Annotated in this window: 14 protein-coding genes; 11 read left to right on the plus strand and 3 right to left on the minus strand. The window is 72.3% G+C overall.

From position 1 onward, the window contains the following. Nucleotides 1-34: 34 nt before the first annotated feature. Nucleotides 35-1,012 (plus strand): WD40 repeat domain-containing protein, encoded by a 978-nt coding sequence (locus tag ACWD1U_RS20460; RefSeq protein WP_451109291.1) that lies wholly within the window; start codon nt 35-37, stop codon nt 1,010-1,012. A 241-nt stretch (nt 1,013-1,253) separates the two neighbouring features. Here ACWD1U_RS20460 and ACWD1U_RS20465 read toward each other — a convergent pair whose 3' ends face one another. After that, on the minus strand, nt 1,254-2,027 hold the full coding sequence (locus ACWD1U_RS20465) for a TetR/AcrR family transcriptional regulator (RefSeq protein WP_451109293.1): 774 nt from the start codon (nt 2,025-2,027) through the stop codon (nt 1,254-1,256). Nucleotides 2,028-2,136: 109 nt separating this feature from the next. On the opposite strand from ACWD1U_RS20465, the gene ACWD1U_RS20470 reads away from it, so the two are divergent. The 4 genes from ACWD1U_RS20470 to ACWD1U_RS20485 all read left to right on the plus strand — a co-directional run bounded on the left by ACWD1U_RS20470 (nt 2,137) and on the right by ACWD1U_RS20485 (nt 6,335). Beyond that, the gene (locus tag ACWD1U_RS20470; protein ID WP_451109294.1) at nt 2,137-3,096 is read left to right on the plus strand and encodes an ATP-binding cassette domain-containing protein; all 960 of its coding nucleotides are present in this window, start codon (nt 2,137-2,139) and stop codon (nt 3,094-3,096) included. After that, nucleotides 3,093-3,911, plus strand: a complete 819-nt coding sequence (locus tag ACWD1U_RS20475; protein WP_451109296.1) for an ABC transporter permease — start codon at nt 3,093-3,095, stop codon at nt 3,909-3,911. Before ACWD1U_RS20470 ends, ACWD1U_RS20475 begins: the two co-directional genes overlap by 4 nt. A gap of 133 nt (nt 3,912-4,044) precedes the next feature. Further along, nucleotides 4,045-5,559, plus strand: a complete 1,515-nt coding sequence (locus tag ACWD1U_RS20480) for a cellulase family glycosylhydrolase (protein WP_451109298.1) — start codon at nt 4,045-4,047, stop codon at nt 5,557-5,559. Between the two features lie 59 nt (nt 5,560-5,618). Then, nucleotides 5,619-6,335: a formylglycine-generating enzyme family protein gene (locus tag ACWD1U_RS20485; RefSeq protein ID WP_451109300.1), complete on the plus strand. Its 717-nt coding sequence runs from the start codon at nt 5,619-5,621 to the stop codon at nt 6,333-6,335. Nucleotides 6,336-6,386: 51 nt separating this feature from the next. On the opposite strand, the gene serC is transcribed toward ACWD1U_RS20485, so the two are convergent. After that, on the minus strand, nt 6,387-7,505 hold the full coding sequence (serC, locus tag ACWD1U_RS20490) for a phosphoserine transaminase (RefSeq protein ID WP_451109301.1): 1,119 nt from the start codon (nt 7,503-7,505) through the stop codon (nt 6,387-6,389). Nucleotides 7,506-7,688: 183 nt separating this feature from the next. Between serC and ACWD1U_RS20495 the strand changes: the two genes are divergently transcribed. From ACWD1U_RS20495 to ACWD1U_RS20515, 5 genes are all read left to right on the plus strand, one after another. Continuing rightward, entirely contained in the window at nt 7,689-8,507 is an 819-nt protein-coding gene (locus ACWD1U_RS20495; RefSeq protein WP_451109303.1) for an alpha/beta fold hydrolase, read from the plus strand. A gap of 43 nt (nt 8,508-8,550) precedes the next feature. Next, entirely contained in the window at nt 8,551-11,466 is a 2,916-nt protein-coding gene (locus tag ACWD1U_RS20500; protein ID WP_451109305.1) for an FAD-binding and (Fe-S)-binding domain-containing protein, read from the plus strand. 120 nt (nt 11,467-11,586) lie between these two features. Further along, nucleotides 11,587-12,723 carry a lipid II:glycine glycyltransferase FemX gene (locus ACWD1U_RS20505; RefSeq protein ID WP_451109307.1) on the plus strand — a complete coding sequence of 379 codons (1,137 nt, stop codon included), beginning with the start codon at nt 11,587-11,589 and terminating at the stop codon, nt 12,721-12,723. Between the two features lie 154 nt (nt 12,724-12,877). After that, nucleotides 12,878-13,840, plus strand: coding sequence for an EamA family transporter (locus ACWD1U_RS20510; protein WP_451109308.1), 963 nt, complete (start codon nt 12,878-12,880; stop codon nt 13,838-13,840). A 65-nt stretch (nt 13,841-13,905) separates the two neighbouring features. Further along, on the plus strand, nt 13,906-14,508 hold the full coding sequence (locus tag ACWD1U_RS20515) for a DinB family protein (RefSeq protein ID WP_451109310.1): 603 nt from the start codon (nt 13,906-13,908) through the stop codon (nt 14,506-14,508). Nucleotides 14,509-14,663: 155 nt separating this feature from the next. Here ACWD1U_RS20515 and pdxH read toward each other — a convergent pair whose 3' ends face one another. Continuing rightward, nucleotides 14,664-15,332, minus strand: coding sequence for a pyridoxamine 5'-phosphate oxidase (pdxH, locus tag ACWD1U_RS20520; protein WP_451109312.1), 669 nt, complete (start codon nt 15,330-15,332; stop codon nt 14,664-14,666). 283 nt (nt 15,333-15,615) lie between these two features. Here pdxH and ACWD1U_RS20525 point away from each other — a divergent pair, with 283 nt between their 5' ends. Further along, the gene (locus ACWD1U_RS20525; protein WP_451109313.1) at nt 15,616-16,716 is read left to right on the plus strand and encodes a citrate synthase 2; all 1,101 of its coding nucleotides are present in this window, start codon (nt 15,616-15,618) and stop codon (nt 16,714-16,716) included. Nucleotides 16,717-16,755: the final 39 nt, after the last annotated feature.

Below are 16,755 nucleotides of genomic sequence, written 5' to 3' on the forward strand. Positions count from 1 at the left end.
GATGAACCCCGCGGCGGGATGGCACGCTTGGGGCATGCGCAGACCGTTCGCCCTTCTCGCCGCGGCCCTTCTCACGGGCGCCCTCGCCGTGCCCGCGTCCGCCGCCGACGGCGACGAGAAGTTCACGATCAAGGATCCGCGCATCACCGAGTCCAGTGGCCTGGCGGCGTCGCGGCAGCACCCCGGCATCTACTGGACGCACAACGACAGCGACGACGGGGCGTACCTCTACGCCGTCGACAGCGCGACGGGCGAGACGGTCGCCACGATCACCATGTCCGGTGTGGGCAGCCCGCGCGACGTCGAGGCCATCTCCATCGGGCCGGACGACCAGATCTACGTCGGCGACATCGGCGACAACCTCGGCGGCACCTGGCCGTACGTCTGGATCTACCGCCTCCCCGAACCGAAGAACCTGCGCGACCAGACCATCCGGGCCACGCAGTACGTCGTGAAGTACTCCGACGGCGCGCGGGACGCCGAGTCCCTCGTCGTGCACCCGAAGACCGGCCGGGTCTACATCGTCGACAAGAACGAGAAGGGCGGGCACCTGTACGAGGGCCCGGCCCGGCTCTCGCCCACCGGGTCGAACATCTTCCGGCCGATCGCGGCCGTCCCCGACCTGGAGGCCACCGATGCCACGCTCTCCCCGGACGGCGAACACGTCGTCGTACGCAGCTACTTCGGCGCGATCGCGTACGACTGGAACGGCGGCAGGATCAAGCGGAAGGAGCGGCTCGGAGTGCCGTTCCTCGGGCAGGGGGAGTCCGTCACGTACACCGCCGACGGCAAGAAGCTCATGTACGGCGCCGAGGGGGCGGACAGTCCCGTGGAGCCCCAGGACGCCCCCGGGGGAGGGGAGTCCGACTCCTCCTCGGGCAGCGGCGGTTCGGCCGCGTCCGAGAACGGCGGTGACGGACTGAGCGGCAACGTGAAGACGGGGGCGATCGCCGCGGGTGTCGTGCTGCTGACGGTGCTGGCGCTGCGGGGGATGAGACGGCGGCGCGGGTAGTACCGCCCACCGCCCTGGTCACCGCACACCGCCCGGGCTACCGCACACCGCCCGGGCCACCGCTCACGCAGCCGTGCCGTCTGAGCGGAGCCCACCTCCGTGGCGCGGCGCAAGTAGCGCTCGATCACCACGAGTTCCTCCTCGCCGAACTGGGCGAAAAGTTCGGCGAAGGCGCTGCCGGGGGCGTCCCACGCGGCCTCCGGTCCCAACGGCCCGGCCCGACCGTGACGGCTCCGCCTCCCTAGGCCGTGCGTGCCGCCACCAGCACCTCCAACCCGTCCAGGATCCGCTGCAATCCGAACTCGAAGTGGTCGAACTCCGAGCCGAAGGCGTCCTCGGAGAGGGACGCCATCACCGGGTAGCGGCCCGTGGCCATGGCCTTCTCCAGGGCCGGCACCTGCGCCTGCCAGAACTCGGCGTCCGTCAGGCCCGTCCGGCGTTCGGCCTCGATCTGGTACAGCCGCGTACGCGCGGCCCCGACGACATACCCGTCGATCATGATGATCGCGGAGACCAGCTCGGGGTCGCTCAGTCCCATGGGGCGGATCAGGGTCATCACCTTCTCCATGCCGTCGAGGGCGCTGGGGCCGAGGATCGGCCGGGACTGGTTGACCTGGAGCAGCCAGGGATGGCGTTGATAGAGGGCGAGCGTGGCGCGGGCCAGTGCCTCCAGGGCGGCCCGCCAGCCGCCGTCGCCGGAGTCGGCCGGGTTCTCGGAGGGGCGCTGCACCCTGTCCAGCATGAGGTCGAGCAGCTCGCCCTTGCCGGGCACGTACCGGTAGAGCGACATGGTGCCGGTGCCGAGCTCCGCCGCGACGCGGCGCATGGAGAGGCCCTCCAGCCCCTCGGTGTCCGCCACCTGGATGGCTGCTTCCACGATCCGGTCCAGCGTCAGGGTCGGTTTGGGGCCGCGGCTGGGGCGGTGGCCGGTGTCCCACAGCAGTTCGAGAGTGCGGGCGATGTCGCCGCTGCCACTGGTCTCCGTACCGCCCGTGCCACTCGTACCGCTCGTCATGGAGCCCAGCTTAAGTGCCCGCCGGAAAATTGAGTACGGCGTACGCGTAATCGGGTACGCTGTACTCAGTTCGGGGCCGACGGGGCCCGGGCGCACGGGAGGGGGCGGCATGGACGGATACGCGGTGCGGGCCGAGGCGTTGGAGAAGCGGTACGGCGAGAAGCGTGCCCTCGACGGTTTCGACCTGGCGGTGCGCGAAGGTACGGTGCACGGCCTGCTCGGGCCGAACGGGGCGGGCAAGACCACCGCCGTCCGCATCCTGTCCACGCTGATCCGGCTGGACGGCGGCAGCGCGACGGTCGCCGGGCTGGACGTGGTCCGGCGGGCGCGCGAGGTGCGGGCCCGCATCGGGCTCACCGGCCAGTACGCGGCGGTCGACGAGGTGCTCACCGGTCGGCAGAACCTGGAGATGTTCGGCCGCCTGTTCCATCTGGGCGGCAGGCGCGCCAAGCTCCGGGCGACCGAGTTGCTGGAGCAGTTCGACCTGACGGACGCCGCCGACCGGGGCGTCGGCAAGTACAGCGGCGGCATGCGGCGCCGCCTCGACCTCGCGGCGTCGATGATCCTCGCCCCGGCCGTCCTCTTCCTCGACGAGCCGACGACCGGACTGGACCCCCGCAGCCGGGGCGAAGTCTGGGACTCCGTAAGGGCGCTGGTGGCGGGCGGCACGACCGTGCTGCTGACCACGCAGTACCTGGAGGAGGCCGACAAGCTGGCCTCGCGCATCACCGTCATCGACCAGGGGCGGTCCATCGCCGACGACACCCCGGACGGGCTGAAGAACCTGGTCGGCGGCGACCGGATCGAGGTCGTGGTCACCGAGCGGTCCGAGATCCCGCGGGTGGTGAAGTGCGTCGCCCGGGTCGCGGACGGTGAACCCGAGGCGGACGAGGGCGAGTTGCGGGTGCACGCCCCGGTCGCCGACCGGGTCGCGGCGCTCACCGAAGTGGCGCGCACCCTCCAGGACGAGGGCGTGCGCGTCGAGGACATCGGGCTGCGCAGGCCCAGCCTCGACGACGTGTTCCTGCGCCTGACCGGACACCGGGCCGAGAAGGAGGCCGCCGCGTGAGTGCCCTCGACCTGAGCACGCCGGGTACCCGCAGCGGTACGTACTGGCTGCTCGCCGACTGCTGGAACATCGTCCGCCGCGGCCTGACCCACTACCAGCGCCAGCCCGTCAACATCGCCTGGCAGCTCGGCTTCCCCATCCTCTCCGTGCTGCTCTACGGCTATGTCTTCGGCAGCGCGATGAAGGTGCCGGGCGGCGGGGACTACAAGGACTTCCTGATGCCGGGCATGTTCGCGATGACCATGGCGTTCGGCTTCATCAACACCGCGACCGTCGTGGTCTACGACTCCACCAAGGGCGTCATCGACCGCTTCCGCTCCATGCCGATGGCCTCATCCGCGGTGGTGGCCGGGCGCGGCATCACCGATCTCATCGTCGCCTGCGCCGAGTTGGCGATCATGATGCTCACCGCGCTGGCCATGGGCTGGCGACCGGACGGCGGCCTGGGATTCCTCGGCGCGTTCGGGCTGCTGCTGTGGCTGCGCTTCTCGCTGATCTGGATCGGTGTGTGGCTCGGCCTGATCGTGCCCAACCCGGAGGCGGCGGGCGGCCTCTTCGCGATCGCCTTCCCCTTCACGATGATCTCCAGCATCTTCGTCGCCCCGCAGCTCATGCCCGACTGGCTGGGCTGGGTGGCCGTCTGGAACCCGATCTCCTCCACGGCGGCAGCGACCCGTGAGCTGTTCGGCACGCCGGTCACCGGCGACACCTGGGTCGAACAGCACGCACTGCTGATGGCCGGAGTGTGGCCGGTGGTCCTCACGGCCGTCTTCCTCCCGCTGGCGGTGCGGCGGTTCCAGAAGCTCAGCCGGTAGCGCGCGATCGCGCACCTCCCGGAGTCTTGACGTGCTTATGGTGCGTCAGTTCTCTGGGAGGTGTGCGGCGTTATGGGAGCGCTCCCATTCCGTTCCGGGTGCCGCGCGTCCCCCTCCGAGAGGAAGCAGCCACATGTTCCGCACTCTGCGCAGAGCGCTGTGTGCCGCCGCGGCGCTCCTGTTGCCGCTGGCGGGTGTGCAGTCGGCGCACGCCGACGTGGACGCGAAGGCCGCCGGTGCCGGCTACTGGCACACCAGCGGCCGCCAGATCCTGGACGCGGCCGGACAGCCGGTCCGTATCGCCGGCGTCAACTGGTTCGGCTTCGAGACCGCCAACCACGTCGTCCACGGCCTGTGGGCGCGCGACTACAAGAGCATGATCGACCAGATGAAGTCGCTGGGCTACAACACCATCCGGATGCCCTACAGCGACGACATCCTCAAGCCCGGCACCATGCCCGACAGCATCAACCACGACGGCAAGAACACCGACCTGCGGGGCCTGACCTCGCTGCAGGTCCTGGACAGAATCGTGGCCTACGCCGGTCAGTCCGGCCTGAAGATCGTCCTGGACCGGCACCGCCCGGACGCGGCCGGGCAGTCGGCGCTCTGGTACACGTCCTCGGTCCCCGAGTCGACCTGGATCACCAACCTCAAGTCCCTGGCGGCCCGTTACAAGGGCAACTCCACCGTGATCGGCATCGACCTGCACAACGAGCCCCGCGACCCGGCCTGCTGGGGCTGCGGTGACACCTCCCGCGACTGGCGCCTGGCCGCCCAGCGCGCGGGCAACGCGGTGCTGTCGGTCAACCCCGAGCTGCTGATCATGGTGGAGGGCGTGCAGTCGTACAACGGCGTGAACGGCTGGTGGGGCGGCAACCTGATGGGCGTCGCCCAGCACCCGGTCCAGCTGGACGTGCCGAACCGGCTGGTGTACTCGGCCCACGACTACGCGACCTCGGTGGCACAGCAGCCCTGGTTCTCGGACCCGTCCTTCCCCGCCAACCTGCCCGGGATCTGGGACAAGTACTGGGGTTACGTCTTCAAGCAGAACATCGCCCCGGTCTGGCTCGGCGAGTTCGGTACGACGCTCCAGCCCGCGGTGGACCAGAAGTGGCTGTCCGAGCTGGTGAAGTACCTGCGCTCGACGTCGGCGTACGGCGCCGACAGCTTCCACTGGACGTTCTGGTCCTGGAACCCCAACTCCGGGGACACGGGCGGCATCCTCAAGGACGACTGGCAGACCGTGGACACGGTGAAGGACGCCTACCTGGCGCCCATCAAGGCCCCGGGCTTCGAGCCCGGCGCCCCCGGCCCGGGCGGCCCCGGCGACCCCGGTGGCGGCACGGCCGCGTGCAGTGCCGCCTACACCCTCGGCGGCGAGTGGGGCGGCGGATTCACCGCCGAGGTGAAGGTGACCAACACGGGCACCGTTGCGCTGAAGTCCTGGAAGGTGACGTGGACATGGAGCGGCCCCCAGACGGTCACGAACATGTGGAACGCCTCGCACACGCAGCTCGGCGCGAGTGTCACGGCCGTCAACGCCGCGCACAACGGCAATGTGGCCGTGGGCGGCTCGGCGAGCTTCGGGTTCGGGGGCAGGCCTGGGGGCGGGGGTGTGCCGAGGGTGAGCTGTACGGCGACGTGACGCCGGTGTGAGGGGGCGCCCGGTCCCGGCCGGGCGCCCTCACGCGTAAGGTGGCGATCATGGGTGGGGATCGGGGAAACGAGTTCGTCACCGTCCCGTCCGGCCAGGTGACGCTGTCGGACCGGAGGTCGCAGCGCAGCTGGTCCGTCGAGGTCGCGGCGTTCCGCCTGTCGGCGTTCCCGGTCACCCAGGCGTGGTACGCCGAGGTCACCGGCCGGTGGCCGAGCACGGCCCGGGGCGACCGGCTGCCGGTCGAGGGCGTCTCGTGGTGGGACGCGGTCCGGTTCTGCAACGCACTGTCGCGTCACGAGGGACTGACCCCCGCGTACGACCTGCGGTCCGGCGCCGAGACGGCCGACTGGGACACCAGCGCCGACGGCTACCGGCTGCCGACCGAGGCCGAGTGGGAGCACGCCTGCCGGGCCGGCACCACCGGCCCGCGCTACGGACCGCTCGACGACATCGCCTGGTACCGGGGCACCGCGGACGGCCGCGTCCACCCCGTGGGCGGCAGACAGCCCAACGCCTGGGGCCTGTACGACATGCTGGGCAACGTCTGGGACTGGTGCTGGGACCTCTACGACGCCGAGGTCTACGGCAGCTACCGGGTGCTGCGCGGCGGCGGCTGGTCGGACGAGCACTGGAGCTGCCGGGCCTCGGTGCGGCGCCGGAGCCATCCGACGTTCCGGATCGACGACGTGGGGTTCCGGGTCGCCCGTCGCGTACCGGGCAGGGACCGCGGCGCCGGCACCGGCGGGCAGCGCGGCACGCTGTGACCGAGGGCGCCCCGCACGGGCGGGGCGCCCTCTCTCACGCGGGGGAGAAGGTCAGAGCTTCTCGATCACGTAGTCGACGCACTTGGTGAGCGCCTCGACGTCCGCCGGGTCGATCGCCGGGAACATCGCGACGCGCAGCTGGTTGCGGCCGAGCTTGCGGTACGGCTCGGTGTCGACGATGCCGTTCGCGCGCAGCACCTTGGCGACGGCGGCGGCGTCGACCTCGTCGGTGAAGTCGATCGTGCCGATGACCTGCGAGCGCTTGGCCGGGTCGGTGACGAACGGGTTCGCGAACTTCACGTCCTCGGCCCAGCCGTACAGCGTCCGCGCGGACGTGGCCGTGCGGCGCACCGACCAGTCCAGGCCGCCCTGGCCGTTGATCCACTCCAGCTGCTGGTTCAGCAGGAAGAGGGTGGCCAGCGCCGGGGTGTTGTACGTCTGGTTCTTGCGGGAGTTGTCGATCGCCGTGGGGAGGCTGAAGAACTCCGGGACGTGGCGGCCGGACGCGTGGACGCGCTCGGCGCGCTCGATCGCGGCCGGGGAGAAGACGCCGATCCACAGGCCGCCGTCGGAGGCGAAGGACTTCTGCGGGGCGAAGTAGTAGACGTCGGTCTCGCTGATGTCGACGGGCAGGCCGCCGGCGCCGGAGGTGGCGTCCACGAGCACCAGGGCGCCCTCGTCGGCACCGTCCACGCGCTTGATCGGCATGGCCACACCGGTGGAGGTCTCGTTGTGGGTGAACGCGTACACGTCCACGCCCGCCTCGGCGACCGCCTCGGGGTGGGTGCCCGGGTCGGCGGAGATGACGTGCGGCTCGGCGAGCCACGGGGCGAGCTTGGCGGCCTTGGCGAACTTGGAGGAGAACTCGCCGAAGCTGAGGTGCTGCGACCTGTTCTCGATCAGGCCGTGCGTCGCGATGTCCCAGAAGGCGGTGGAGCCGCCGTTGCCGAGGACCACCTCGTAACCGTCGGGGAGCTGGAACAGCTCACTGATGCCCTCGCGTACCTGGCCCACCAGGTTCTTGACGGGGGCCTGGCGGTGAGAGGTGCCCAGGAGGGAGGTGCCGGTGGCGGCGAGGGCGTCCAGCGCCTCCGTCCGCACCTTGGAGGGACCCGCGCCGAAACGTCCGTCCGCGGGCTTGATGTCAGAGGGAATCTGGATCTCAGCCACGGAGGGGAGCGTAGCCGTTCACGGAAACCTGGGCGAAACGTCGTCCGTCGGGTGAGACGGCGCCGCGGGCCGTTCCGGCCCGCGGTGGCCGGCCCCGTGGTCGTGTTGCGGGCCGCCGGAACGGCGGCGGACACTGGCGGCGAGCGCTCACACTCGGAGAGGCCTTCAGCGATGGGCGGACACATGTCTGGAACCACGGGCGGATACGTCGAGCTCCCCGGTGCCAGGACGTGGTACGAGTCCGAGGGGGCCGGTGACCCGCTGCTCCTGCTCCACGGCGGCTTCTGTACCAACGAGACGTGGCAGGCCCAGCGTTCCGCGTTCGCGGAGCGTTTTCACGTGTTCCTCCCCGAACGCCGCGGGCACGGCCGCACGCCCGACGTCGACGGACCGCTCTCCTATCAGGACATGGCCGACGACACGATCGCCTTCGTCGAGACCGTCGTCGGCGCCCCGGCCCACCTCGTCGGCTGGAGCGACGGCGGGATCGTCGCCCTGCTCGTCGCCCTCGCCCGCCCCGACCTGGTGCGCAAGGTGGTGGCCGCGGGTGCCAACTTCCTCCCCGGGCCGCAGAGCGTCGCGGCGCCCGAGATCTTCGACCACATGACGCCCGACGATCCCGGCATGGCGGTGTTCCGGGAGATGTACGCGGCCGTGTCGCCCGACGGCGCCGACCACTGGCCTGTCGTCGCGGAGAAGATCCTGGACATGATCCGCACCCAGCCCGCCCTCTCCACCGACGACCTGGGGCGCATCCGCGTGCCCACACTGGTCCTCGCCGGGGACGACGACCTGCCGGCACTCGAACACACCGTCGCCCTGTACCGCGCGGTCCCCGACGCGGAGCTGGCCGTCGTACCAGGCACCTCCCACGCGCTGTTCATGGAGAAGCCCGACCAGGTCAACCGGCTCGTTCTCGACTTCCTCGCGAACGATCCGGTCCCGACGATGCTGCCCCTGCGGCGCGCCCACGCGACAGCCGCGGGCGGGGGTTCGCACTGACCAGGCGTCGTCACTGTCAGTGGCCACGGGCATCCTGGAAGGCATGACGGATCTCGAAGCGGAGCTGCGCGCCGCCGTCCGCGGTGACGTGGGGTTCGGTGTCATGGACCGCGCGCTGGTCACCATGGACGCGTCCAACTACCGGCGCGTGCCCTACGGGGTCGTGGCGCCGAGAGACGCCGAGGACGTGGCGGCGGTGCTGGAGGTGTGCCGGGGGCGCGGTGTGCCGGTGGTGCCGCGGGGCGGGGGGACGTCCATCGCCGGGCAGGCGACGGGTACGGGCCTGGTGCTGGATTTCACGCGGTACATGAACCGGCTCGTGTCCCTGGACCCCGAGGCGCGTACGGCCGTCGTGCAGCCGGGGCTGGTGCTCGACCGGCTCCAGGAGGCCGCCGCCCCGCACGGGCTGCGCTTCGGACCGGATCCGTCCACGCACAGCCGGTGCACGCTCGGCGGCATGATCGGCAACAACTCGTGCGGCTCGCACTCCGTGGCGTGGGGGACGACCGCGGACAGTGTGCGGGAGCTGGATGTCGTCACCGTGCGCGGGGAGCGGCTGCGGCTCGGGCGGGACTGGGCCGGGGCACCGGACGGGCTGCGGGCCCTGGTGGACGGCGAACTGGCCCGGCTGCGCACCGGATTCCCGGAGCTGCCCCGCCGTATCTCCGGGTACGCGCTGGACGCCCTGCTGCCTGAGCGGGGCGCCGACGTGGCCCGCTCCTTCTGCGGTTCGGAGGGCACCCTCGGCGTGCTGACGGAGGCGGTCGTACGGCTGGTCGAGGCGCCACGCACGCGTGCGCTGGCCGTGCTGGCGTACGCCGACGAGAGCGCGGCGGCCGAGGCCGCGGCCGGGCTGCTGCCGTTCGGCCCCCTGACGGTGGAGGGCATGGCGGCGGACCTGGTACCGCCGGCGGCCGCACTGCCCCGGGGCGGGGCCTGGCTGTTCGTGGAGACCGGCGGGGAGTCGGCGGCGGAGTCACGCGCGCGTGCGGAGGCGATCGTGCGGGCGGCCGATGCCGTGGACGCGATGGTCGTCACGGACCCGGCGGGGCAGCGTGCGCTGTGGCGGATCCGGGAGGACGCGAGCGGTACGGCGACCCGGATGCCGGACGGGAGGGAGGCGTGGCCCGGCTGGGAGGACTGCGCGGTGCCGCCCGGCCGGCTGGGGCCGTATCTGCGGGACTTCCGGGCGCTGCTGGCCGCCCACGACCTGCACGGCACGCCGTACGGGCACTTCGGGGACGGGTGCGTCCACGTCCGGATCGACTTCGACCTGCTGACGGAGGCCGGAGTCGCGCGTTTCCGACGCTTCTCGGAGGAGCTCGCGGAGCTGGTGGTGGCGCACGGGGGTTCGCTGTCCGGGGAGCACGGGGACGGGCAGGCGCGGGCGGAGCTGCTGCCCAGGATGTACGGGCAGGAGATGGTGGGCCTGTTCGAGAGGGTGAAGGGGGTGTGGGACCCGGACGACCTGCTGAACCCCCAGATGCTCGTCCGCCCCGCGCCCCTGGACTCCGGCCTCCGCTTCTCCGTCCTGCCGCGGGAGCCCGTCGAGGTCGCCTTCGGCTACCCCGCCGACGGCGGTGACTTCTCGGCAGCGGTGCGGCGCTGCGTGGGCGTCGCCAAGTGCCGTACGGCGTCGGTGTCCGGCTCCGCCGTCATGTGCCCGTCCTTCCGGGCGACCGGCGCGGAGGAGCACTCCACGCGCGGGCGGGCCCGGCTGCTGCACGAGATGCTCGCCGGTGAGCTGGTGACCGACGGCTGGCGCTCGACCGAGGTACGGGACGCGCTGGATCTGTGCCTGTCCTGCAAGGGCTGCCGCTCGGACTGCCCGGTAGAGGTCGACATGGCCACGTACAAGGCGGAGTTCCTCCACCACCACTACGCCGGGCGGCGCCGCCCGGCCGCGCACTACGCGATGGGCCGGCTGCCGGTGTGGCTCCGGGTGGTCTCGCGCACCCGCACGGCGTGGCTGGTCAACGCGCTGTCCGGGCTACGGCCCTTCGCCTGGGCGGCGAAGCGGCTGGGCGGGATCGCGCCCGAGCGGGCGATTCCCCGGGTGGCGCCGCGGACGTTCAGCCGGTGGTGGGAGCGGCGAAGGAGGGAGGGGGACGGCGGGGGCGGCGCGCGCGCCGGGCAGGGTGATCTCGTCGTCCTCTGGCCCGACACCTTCACCGAGCACCTCTCACCCGCCGTCGGGCAGGCCGCCGTTCGCGTGCTGGAGGCGGCCGGGCTGCGGGTGGCGCTGCCACCGACCGTGCACCTGGCGAAGCCGCCCGTGGGCGACGGCAGGACGGTCGCCCTCGACCCGCTGTCCCTGCTGCGCGGCCGGGGCCGGGTCTGCTGCGGGCTGACGTACGTGTCGACGGGCCAGTTGGACCGCGCCCGGGCCGTCCTGCGCCGCACGCTCGACCTGATGGAACCGGTGCTGGAGACCGACGCCCCGGTCGTGGTCCTGGAGCCGAGCTGCGCCGCCGCCCTGCGCACGGACGTCCCGGAGCTGCTGCACGACGACCCGCGCGCGGCCCGCCTCGCCACGAAGGTCCTCACCTTCGCGGAGACGCTGGAGCGCCACGCCCCCGGCTGGACCCCGCCGCGCGTGGACCGCCCGGTGGCCGGGCAGACCCACTGCCACCAGCACGCGGTGCTGGGCGACGCCGCCGACCGCCGGCTGCGGGAGGCGGCCCTGCTCGCCGGGGAGCTGAGCGGCGGATGCTGCGGTCTCGCCGGGAACTTCGGCTTCGAGAAGGGCCACTACGAGGTGTCCGCGGCCTGCGCGGAGGAACAGCTCCTGCCCTCGGTACGGGACGCTCCGCAGGCAGCGGTGGTCCTGGCGGACGGCTTCTCCTGCCGCACCCAGCTGGAGCAGCTGGCGGGCGTGCGGGGGAGGCATCTGGCGGAGGTGCTGGCCGAGGCGCTGGACGAGGAACGGGCACCGCGGCACCGGCGCGCGGGCGCGTGAGGCGTTCGGGCCACCGGACGAGCCGACCCGAGTGTCTGAGCCGGGCTGGGCGGGAGCCGCTCCTAGGCTCTCGGGACCAGCCACTGCCCGTCGAGGGCCGCTGCTCGAAGGAGCCCGCGCATGAGCGTCCGCGTCCAGCCGATCACCCGAGACGAGCATCTCGCGTTCGTCACGGCCCGCCCCTCCGCCAGCCACACCCAGGTCCCGTCCTGGGGCGGGGTGAAGCCCGACTGGAGGGCCGAGAGCCTCGGCTGGTTCGACCAGGGCGGACAGCTCGTCGGCGCGGGACTGGTGCTGCTGCGCCCGCTGCCCGGGCCACGGCTGCCCGGCCTGCCGCGGTACCTCGCGTACCTGCCCGAGGGCCCGCTCCTCGACTGGCACGAGCCAGGTCTGGAGCGTCTGCTGGAACCGATGCTCGCGCACCTGAGGCGGCAGGGCGCCTTCGCGGTGCGGATGGGCCCGCCGGTCGTGGTGCGCCGCTGGAGCGCCGAGACGGTCAAGGCGGCGATCGCGGACCCGGCCGCCCGGCGGCTGCGCGACGTACGGGCGACGTCGTACGAACCCCGGGCCGGCCAGGTCGCCGCCGGCCTCCGCCGCATGGGCTGGCGGCAGGCCGCGCCCGGCGGCGAGGACGGCTTCGCCGCGGGCCAGCCCCGGTACGTCTTCCAGGTGCCGTTCGCCGGACGCTCTCTGCAGGACATCCACAACGGCCTGAACCAGCAGTGGCGGCGCAACATCAAGAAGGCGGAGAAGGCCGGGGTGAAGGTCGTCCGCGGCGATCTGGCGGACCTGCCGGCCTTCCACGAGCTGTACACCGAGACCGCCGAACGGGACGGGTTCCTCCCGCGCCCGCTGCCCTACTTCCAGCGCATGTGGGACGCGCTCACCGCCGAGCACCCGGACCGGATGCGGCTCTACCTCGCCTACCACGACGGCGAGGTGCTGGCCGCCGCCACCATGCTGACCGTCGGCGACCACGTCTGGTACTCCTACGGCGCCTCCACCAGCCGCCGCCGCGAGGTCCAGCCGAGCAGCGCCGTGCAGTGGCGCATGATGGCCGACGCCCACGAACTCGGCGCCGCCGTCTACGACCTGCGAGGCATCACCGACACCCTGGAGGAGTCCAGCGACCTGCTGGGCCTGCTCCGCTTCAAGGTCGGCACCGGCGGCGAGGCCGTCGAGTACCTCGGCGAATGGGACTACCCGCTCAACCGGCTGTTGTACAAGGCGCTGAACCTGTACCTCGCCCGCCGCTGACATCTCACAGCCCGAGACAGAGGCAAAAGGGGTTCACACACCTGACGAGGGTCCATTACCCTGGACCGGATAGTGCATCCGGGTGTACATGGAGTGCATCCTCCTCTACGCACCGCACACGCCCGGACCAGACCTTCGAGCCCAGGACCCGCCCGTGACCCCGCCGGAGACCGCCGCCACACCCCAGCCCACGACCACCGCCGCCACGGCACCGCCGTCCGCCGGCCCGGGCCGTCTCGGCTCGCTCGGGCCCGTGGGCCTGGTGCTCGCGGGCGGGATCTCCGTGCAGTTCGGCGGCGCGCTGGCGGTGACGCTGATGCCGAGGGCCGGTGCCCTCGGGGTGGTGGCGCTGCGCCTGCTGGTCGCGGCGGTCGTCCTGCTGCTGGTCTGCCGTCCGCGCCTGCGCGGCCACTCGCGTGCCGACTGGGGCACGGTCGTCGTCTTCGGCATCACCATGGCCGCGATGAACGGCCTCTTCTACCAGGCCGTCGCCCGTATCCCGCTGGGTCCCGCCGTCACCCTGGAGGTCCTCGGCCCGCTCGCGCTGTCGGTCGTGGCGTCCCGCCGCGCGATCAACGTCGTCTGGGCGGTACTCGCCCTCGCCGGTGTCTTCCTCCTCGGCGGGGGAGGGTTCAGCGGCCTCGACCCCACCGGAGCGGCCTTCGCCCTGGCCGCCGGCGCCATGTGGGCGGCCTACATCGTCTTCAGCGCCCGTACGGGCCGCCGCTTCCCGCAGGCGGACGGCCTCGCCCTGGCGATGGCGGTCGGAGCGGTGCTCTTCCTGCCCCTGGGCCTCGCCGAGTCGGGGACCAAGCTGCTCGACCCGGTGACGCTGGGCCTGGGCGCGGCGGTGGCCCTGCTCTCCTCCGTCCTGCCCTACACCCTCGAACTCCTCGCGCTGCGCCGCCTGCCCGCCTCCACCTTCGCGATCCTGATGAGCCTGGAACCGGGCCTCGCCGCGACGGCCGGCTTCCTCGTCCTCGACCAGGCCCTCACCGCCATGGAGGCCGCCGCGATCGCCCTCGTCATCGCGGCGAGCATGGGCGCGGTACGCACCCAGGTGGGCCGCGGCCGGAAGAAGAGGGCGGCGCTGGAGAGCACGGGCCTGGAGGGCTAGCCGGTGAGCGCGGGCCGGAGCGCGGGCCGGCCCGGTTGTCAGTGCCGGGTGGAAGACTGCCCGGCATGACCGCACCGGACCCGAAGTCGGACCTTCTCCGCTACCTCCAAGAGGCTCGTGACGCCCTGCTGTGGAAGCTCGACGGGCTCCCGGAGTACGACGTCCGCCGACCCCTGACCCCGACCGGCACGAATCTGCTGGGGCTGGTCAAGCACGCCGCCGGGGTGGAGCTGGGCTACTTCGGTGACACGTTCGGCCGGCCGTTCTTCGACGAGGACCCGCCGTCCTGGTGGTACACGCAGGACGCCGAACCCAACGCCGACATGTGGGCCACCGCGGACGAGTCACGCGAGGAGATCACCGGGCTCTACCGCCGGGCCTGGGAGCACGCGAACACCACGATCGCGACGCTGCCGCTGGACGCGATCGGTCGCGTCCCCTGGTGGCCGGAGGAGCGGCGCGAGACCACGCTGCACCACATCCTGGTGCGCGTCGTCGCCGACACCAGCCGGCACGCGGGCCACGCCGACATCGTGCGGGAACTCGTCGACGGGGCGGTCGGGTTGACGCCGGGCAAGGGCCACATGCCCCCGGGCGACCGGGCATGGTGGGAGACTCACCGGCTCCGGCTGGAGCGTGTGGCGCGCGAGGCGGGCGAAGCGGGCTGAGCCGCCGGCCCGCCCGGGTCCGCACTGCCGGGCACCGAGTTCAGACGGCCGCGGACCGCGACGCGGGCCCCGGAGCGCGCCGCGCCTCGCAGAGCGCGTGGTCGACCGGCTCGTGACCGAGGGCATCGTCCCGGGTCTGAGGGAAGCCCAGAACCTCACGGGCTGAGCCGCTCCACCCGCCAGCTCCCGTCCGCCAGCTCCACGTACCGCAACCGGTCGTGCAGCCGGTTCTCGCGGCCCTGCCAGAACTCCACCGTCTTGGGGGCCACCCGGAAACCGCCCCAGTGCGGGGGCACGGGGACCCGCTCGCCCTCCGGGTAGCGGGCTGCCAGCTCGGCGTACGCGCCGTCGACGTCGGCCCGGGTGGAGATCACCGAGGACTGGGCACTGGCCCACGCCCCCAGCTGCGATCCGTGCGGGCGGGTCCGGAAGTACGCCGCCGTCTCGTCCCGGCCGGTGCGCCGCGCCACCCCGGACACGATGACCTGCCGGGCCATCGGATGCCAGGGGAACAGCAGCGAGACGTACGGGTTCTCCGCCAGGTCACGCGCCTTGCGGGAGTCGTAGTTCGTGTAGAAGACGAAGCCCCGCTCGTCGAAGTGCTTCAGCAGCACCGTACGGGCGCTGGGCCGCCCCTCGGCGTCGGCCGTCGAGACGACCATGGCGTTCGGCTCGAACAGCCCGCCGTCCGTCGCGGCCTGTTTGAACCAGCGCGCGAACTGCTCCACGGGGGAGGCGGCCAGCTCGGTCTCGGAGAGCCCCTCGGCCCGGTACTGCTTGCGCATCGAGGCCAGATCGAAGGGGGCGGCGTCGCGGTCGGTCACCCGGTCATCTTGCCGTACGGACGGTGTCCTTCGTCACTGCATGGCACTGAGTGCCGTGACCCCTCCCCAAAGGTGACACTCGGGGATATCGTTTCCGTGCCGTTCCGGTTGGGTGACCGCCAGCCGCACGGGGCATCACAGGGGGACCGGCCAGGACCACGAGTCGCCGTAGACGACCGTGGATCCGTCGGACGGTCGCCCGCTGCGCCACTGACTGACACATGGTTCGTTCGCCCCGCCCCACGCCACACCATCTGTCACTTACACCACGAGGAGCCGCCTGATGTCCGACTTCGTACCCGGGCTCGAGGGAGTCGTCGCGTTCGAGACGGAGATCGCCGAACCGGATAAGGAGGGCGGCGCACTCCGGTACCGGGGCGTCGACATCGAGGACCTCGTCGGCCACGTCTCCTTCGGCAACGTCTGGGGTCTGCTCGTCGACGGCGCCTTCAACCCCGGCCTGCCGCCCGCCGAACCGTTCCCCATCCCCGTCCACTCCGGCGACATCCGCGTCGACGTCCAGTCGGCCCTGGCCATGCTGGCGCCGGTCTGGGGCCTGAAACCCCTCCTGGACATCGACGCCGAACAGGCCCGCGAGGACCTGGCCCGAGCGGCCGTCACGGCCCTCTCCTACGTCGCCCAGTCGGCCCGCGGCCAGGGCCTGCCCATGGTGCCGCAGCGCGAGATCGACAAGGCCCGGTCCGTCGTCGAACGCTTCATGATCCGCTGGCGCGGCGAGCCGGACCCCAAGCACGTGGCGGCGGTGGACGCCTACTGGACGAGCGCCGCCGAGCACGGCATGAACGCCTCCACGTTCACGGCCCGGGTCATCGCGTCGACCGGCGCGGACGTCGCGGCCGCGCTGTCCGGCGCGGTGGGCGCCATGTCAGGTCCGCTGCACGGCGGCGCCCCCTCCCGGGTCCTGCACATGATCGAGGAGATCGAGCGGACGGGCGACGCCGAGGCGTACGTCAAGCAGACCCTCGACAAGGGCGAACGCCTCATGGGCTTCGGCCACCGCGTCTACCGTGCCGAGGACCCGAGGGCGAGGGTCCTGCGCCGCACGGCCCGCGAGCTGGGCGCCCCCCGCTTCGAGGTCGCCGAGGCCCTGGAGAGGGCGGCCCTGGCGGAACTGCACGCTCGCCGCCCCGATCGCGTCCTCGCCACCAATGTCGAGTTCTGGGCGGCCATCGTCCTGGACTTCGCCGAGGTCCCGGCGCACATGTTCACGTCCATGTTCACCTGCGCCCGCACGGCCGGCTGGTCCGCCCACATCCTCGAGCAGAAGCGCACCGGCCGCCTGGTCCGCCCCTCGGCCCGCTACGTCGGCCCGGGCACCCGCGACCCCCGCGAGATCGAGGGCTACGAGGACATCGTCGACTGAGCCCGACCCGCACACGGCCTCATCCGGTTCCGGGTGGGG

This window comes from Streptomyces sp. NPDC002788, from assembly GCF_053592115.1.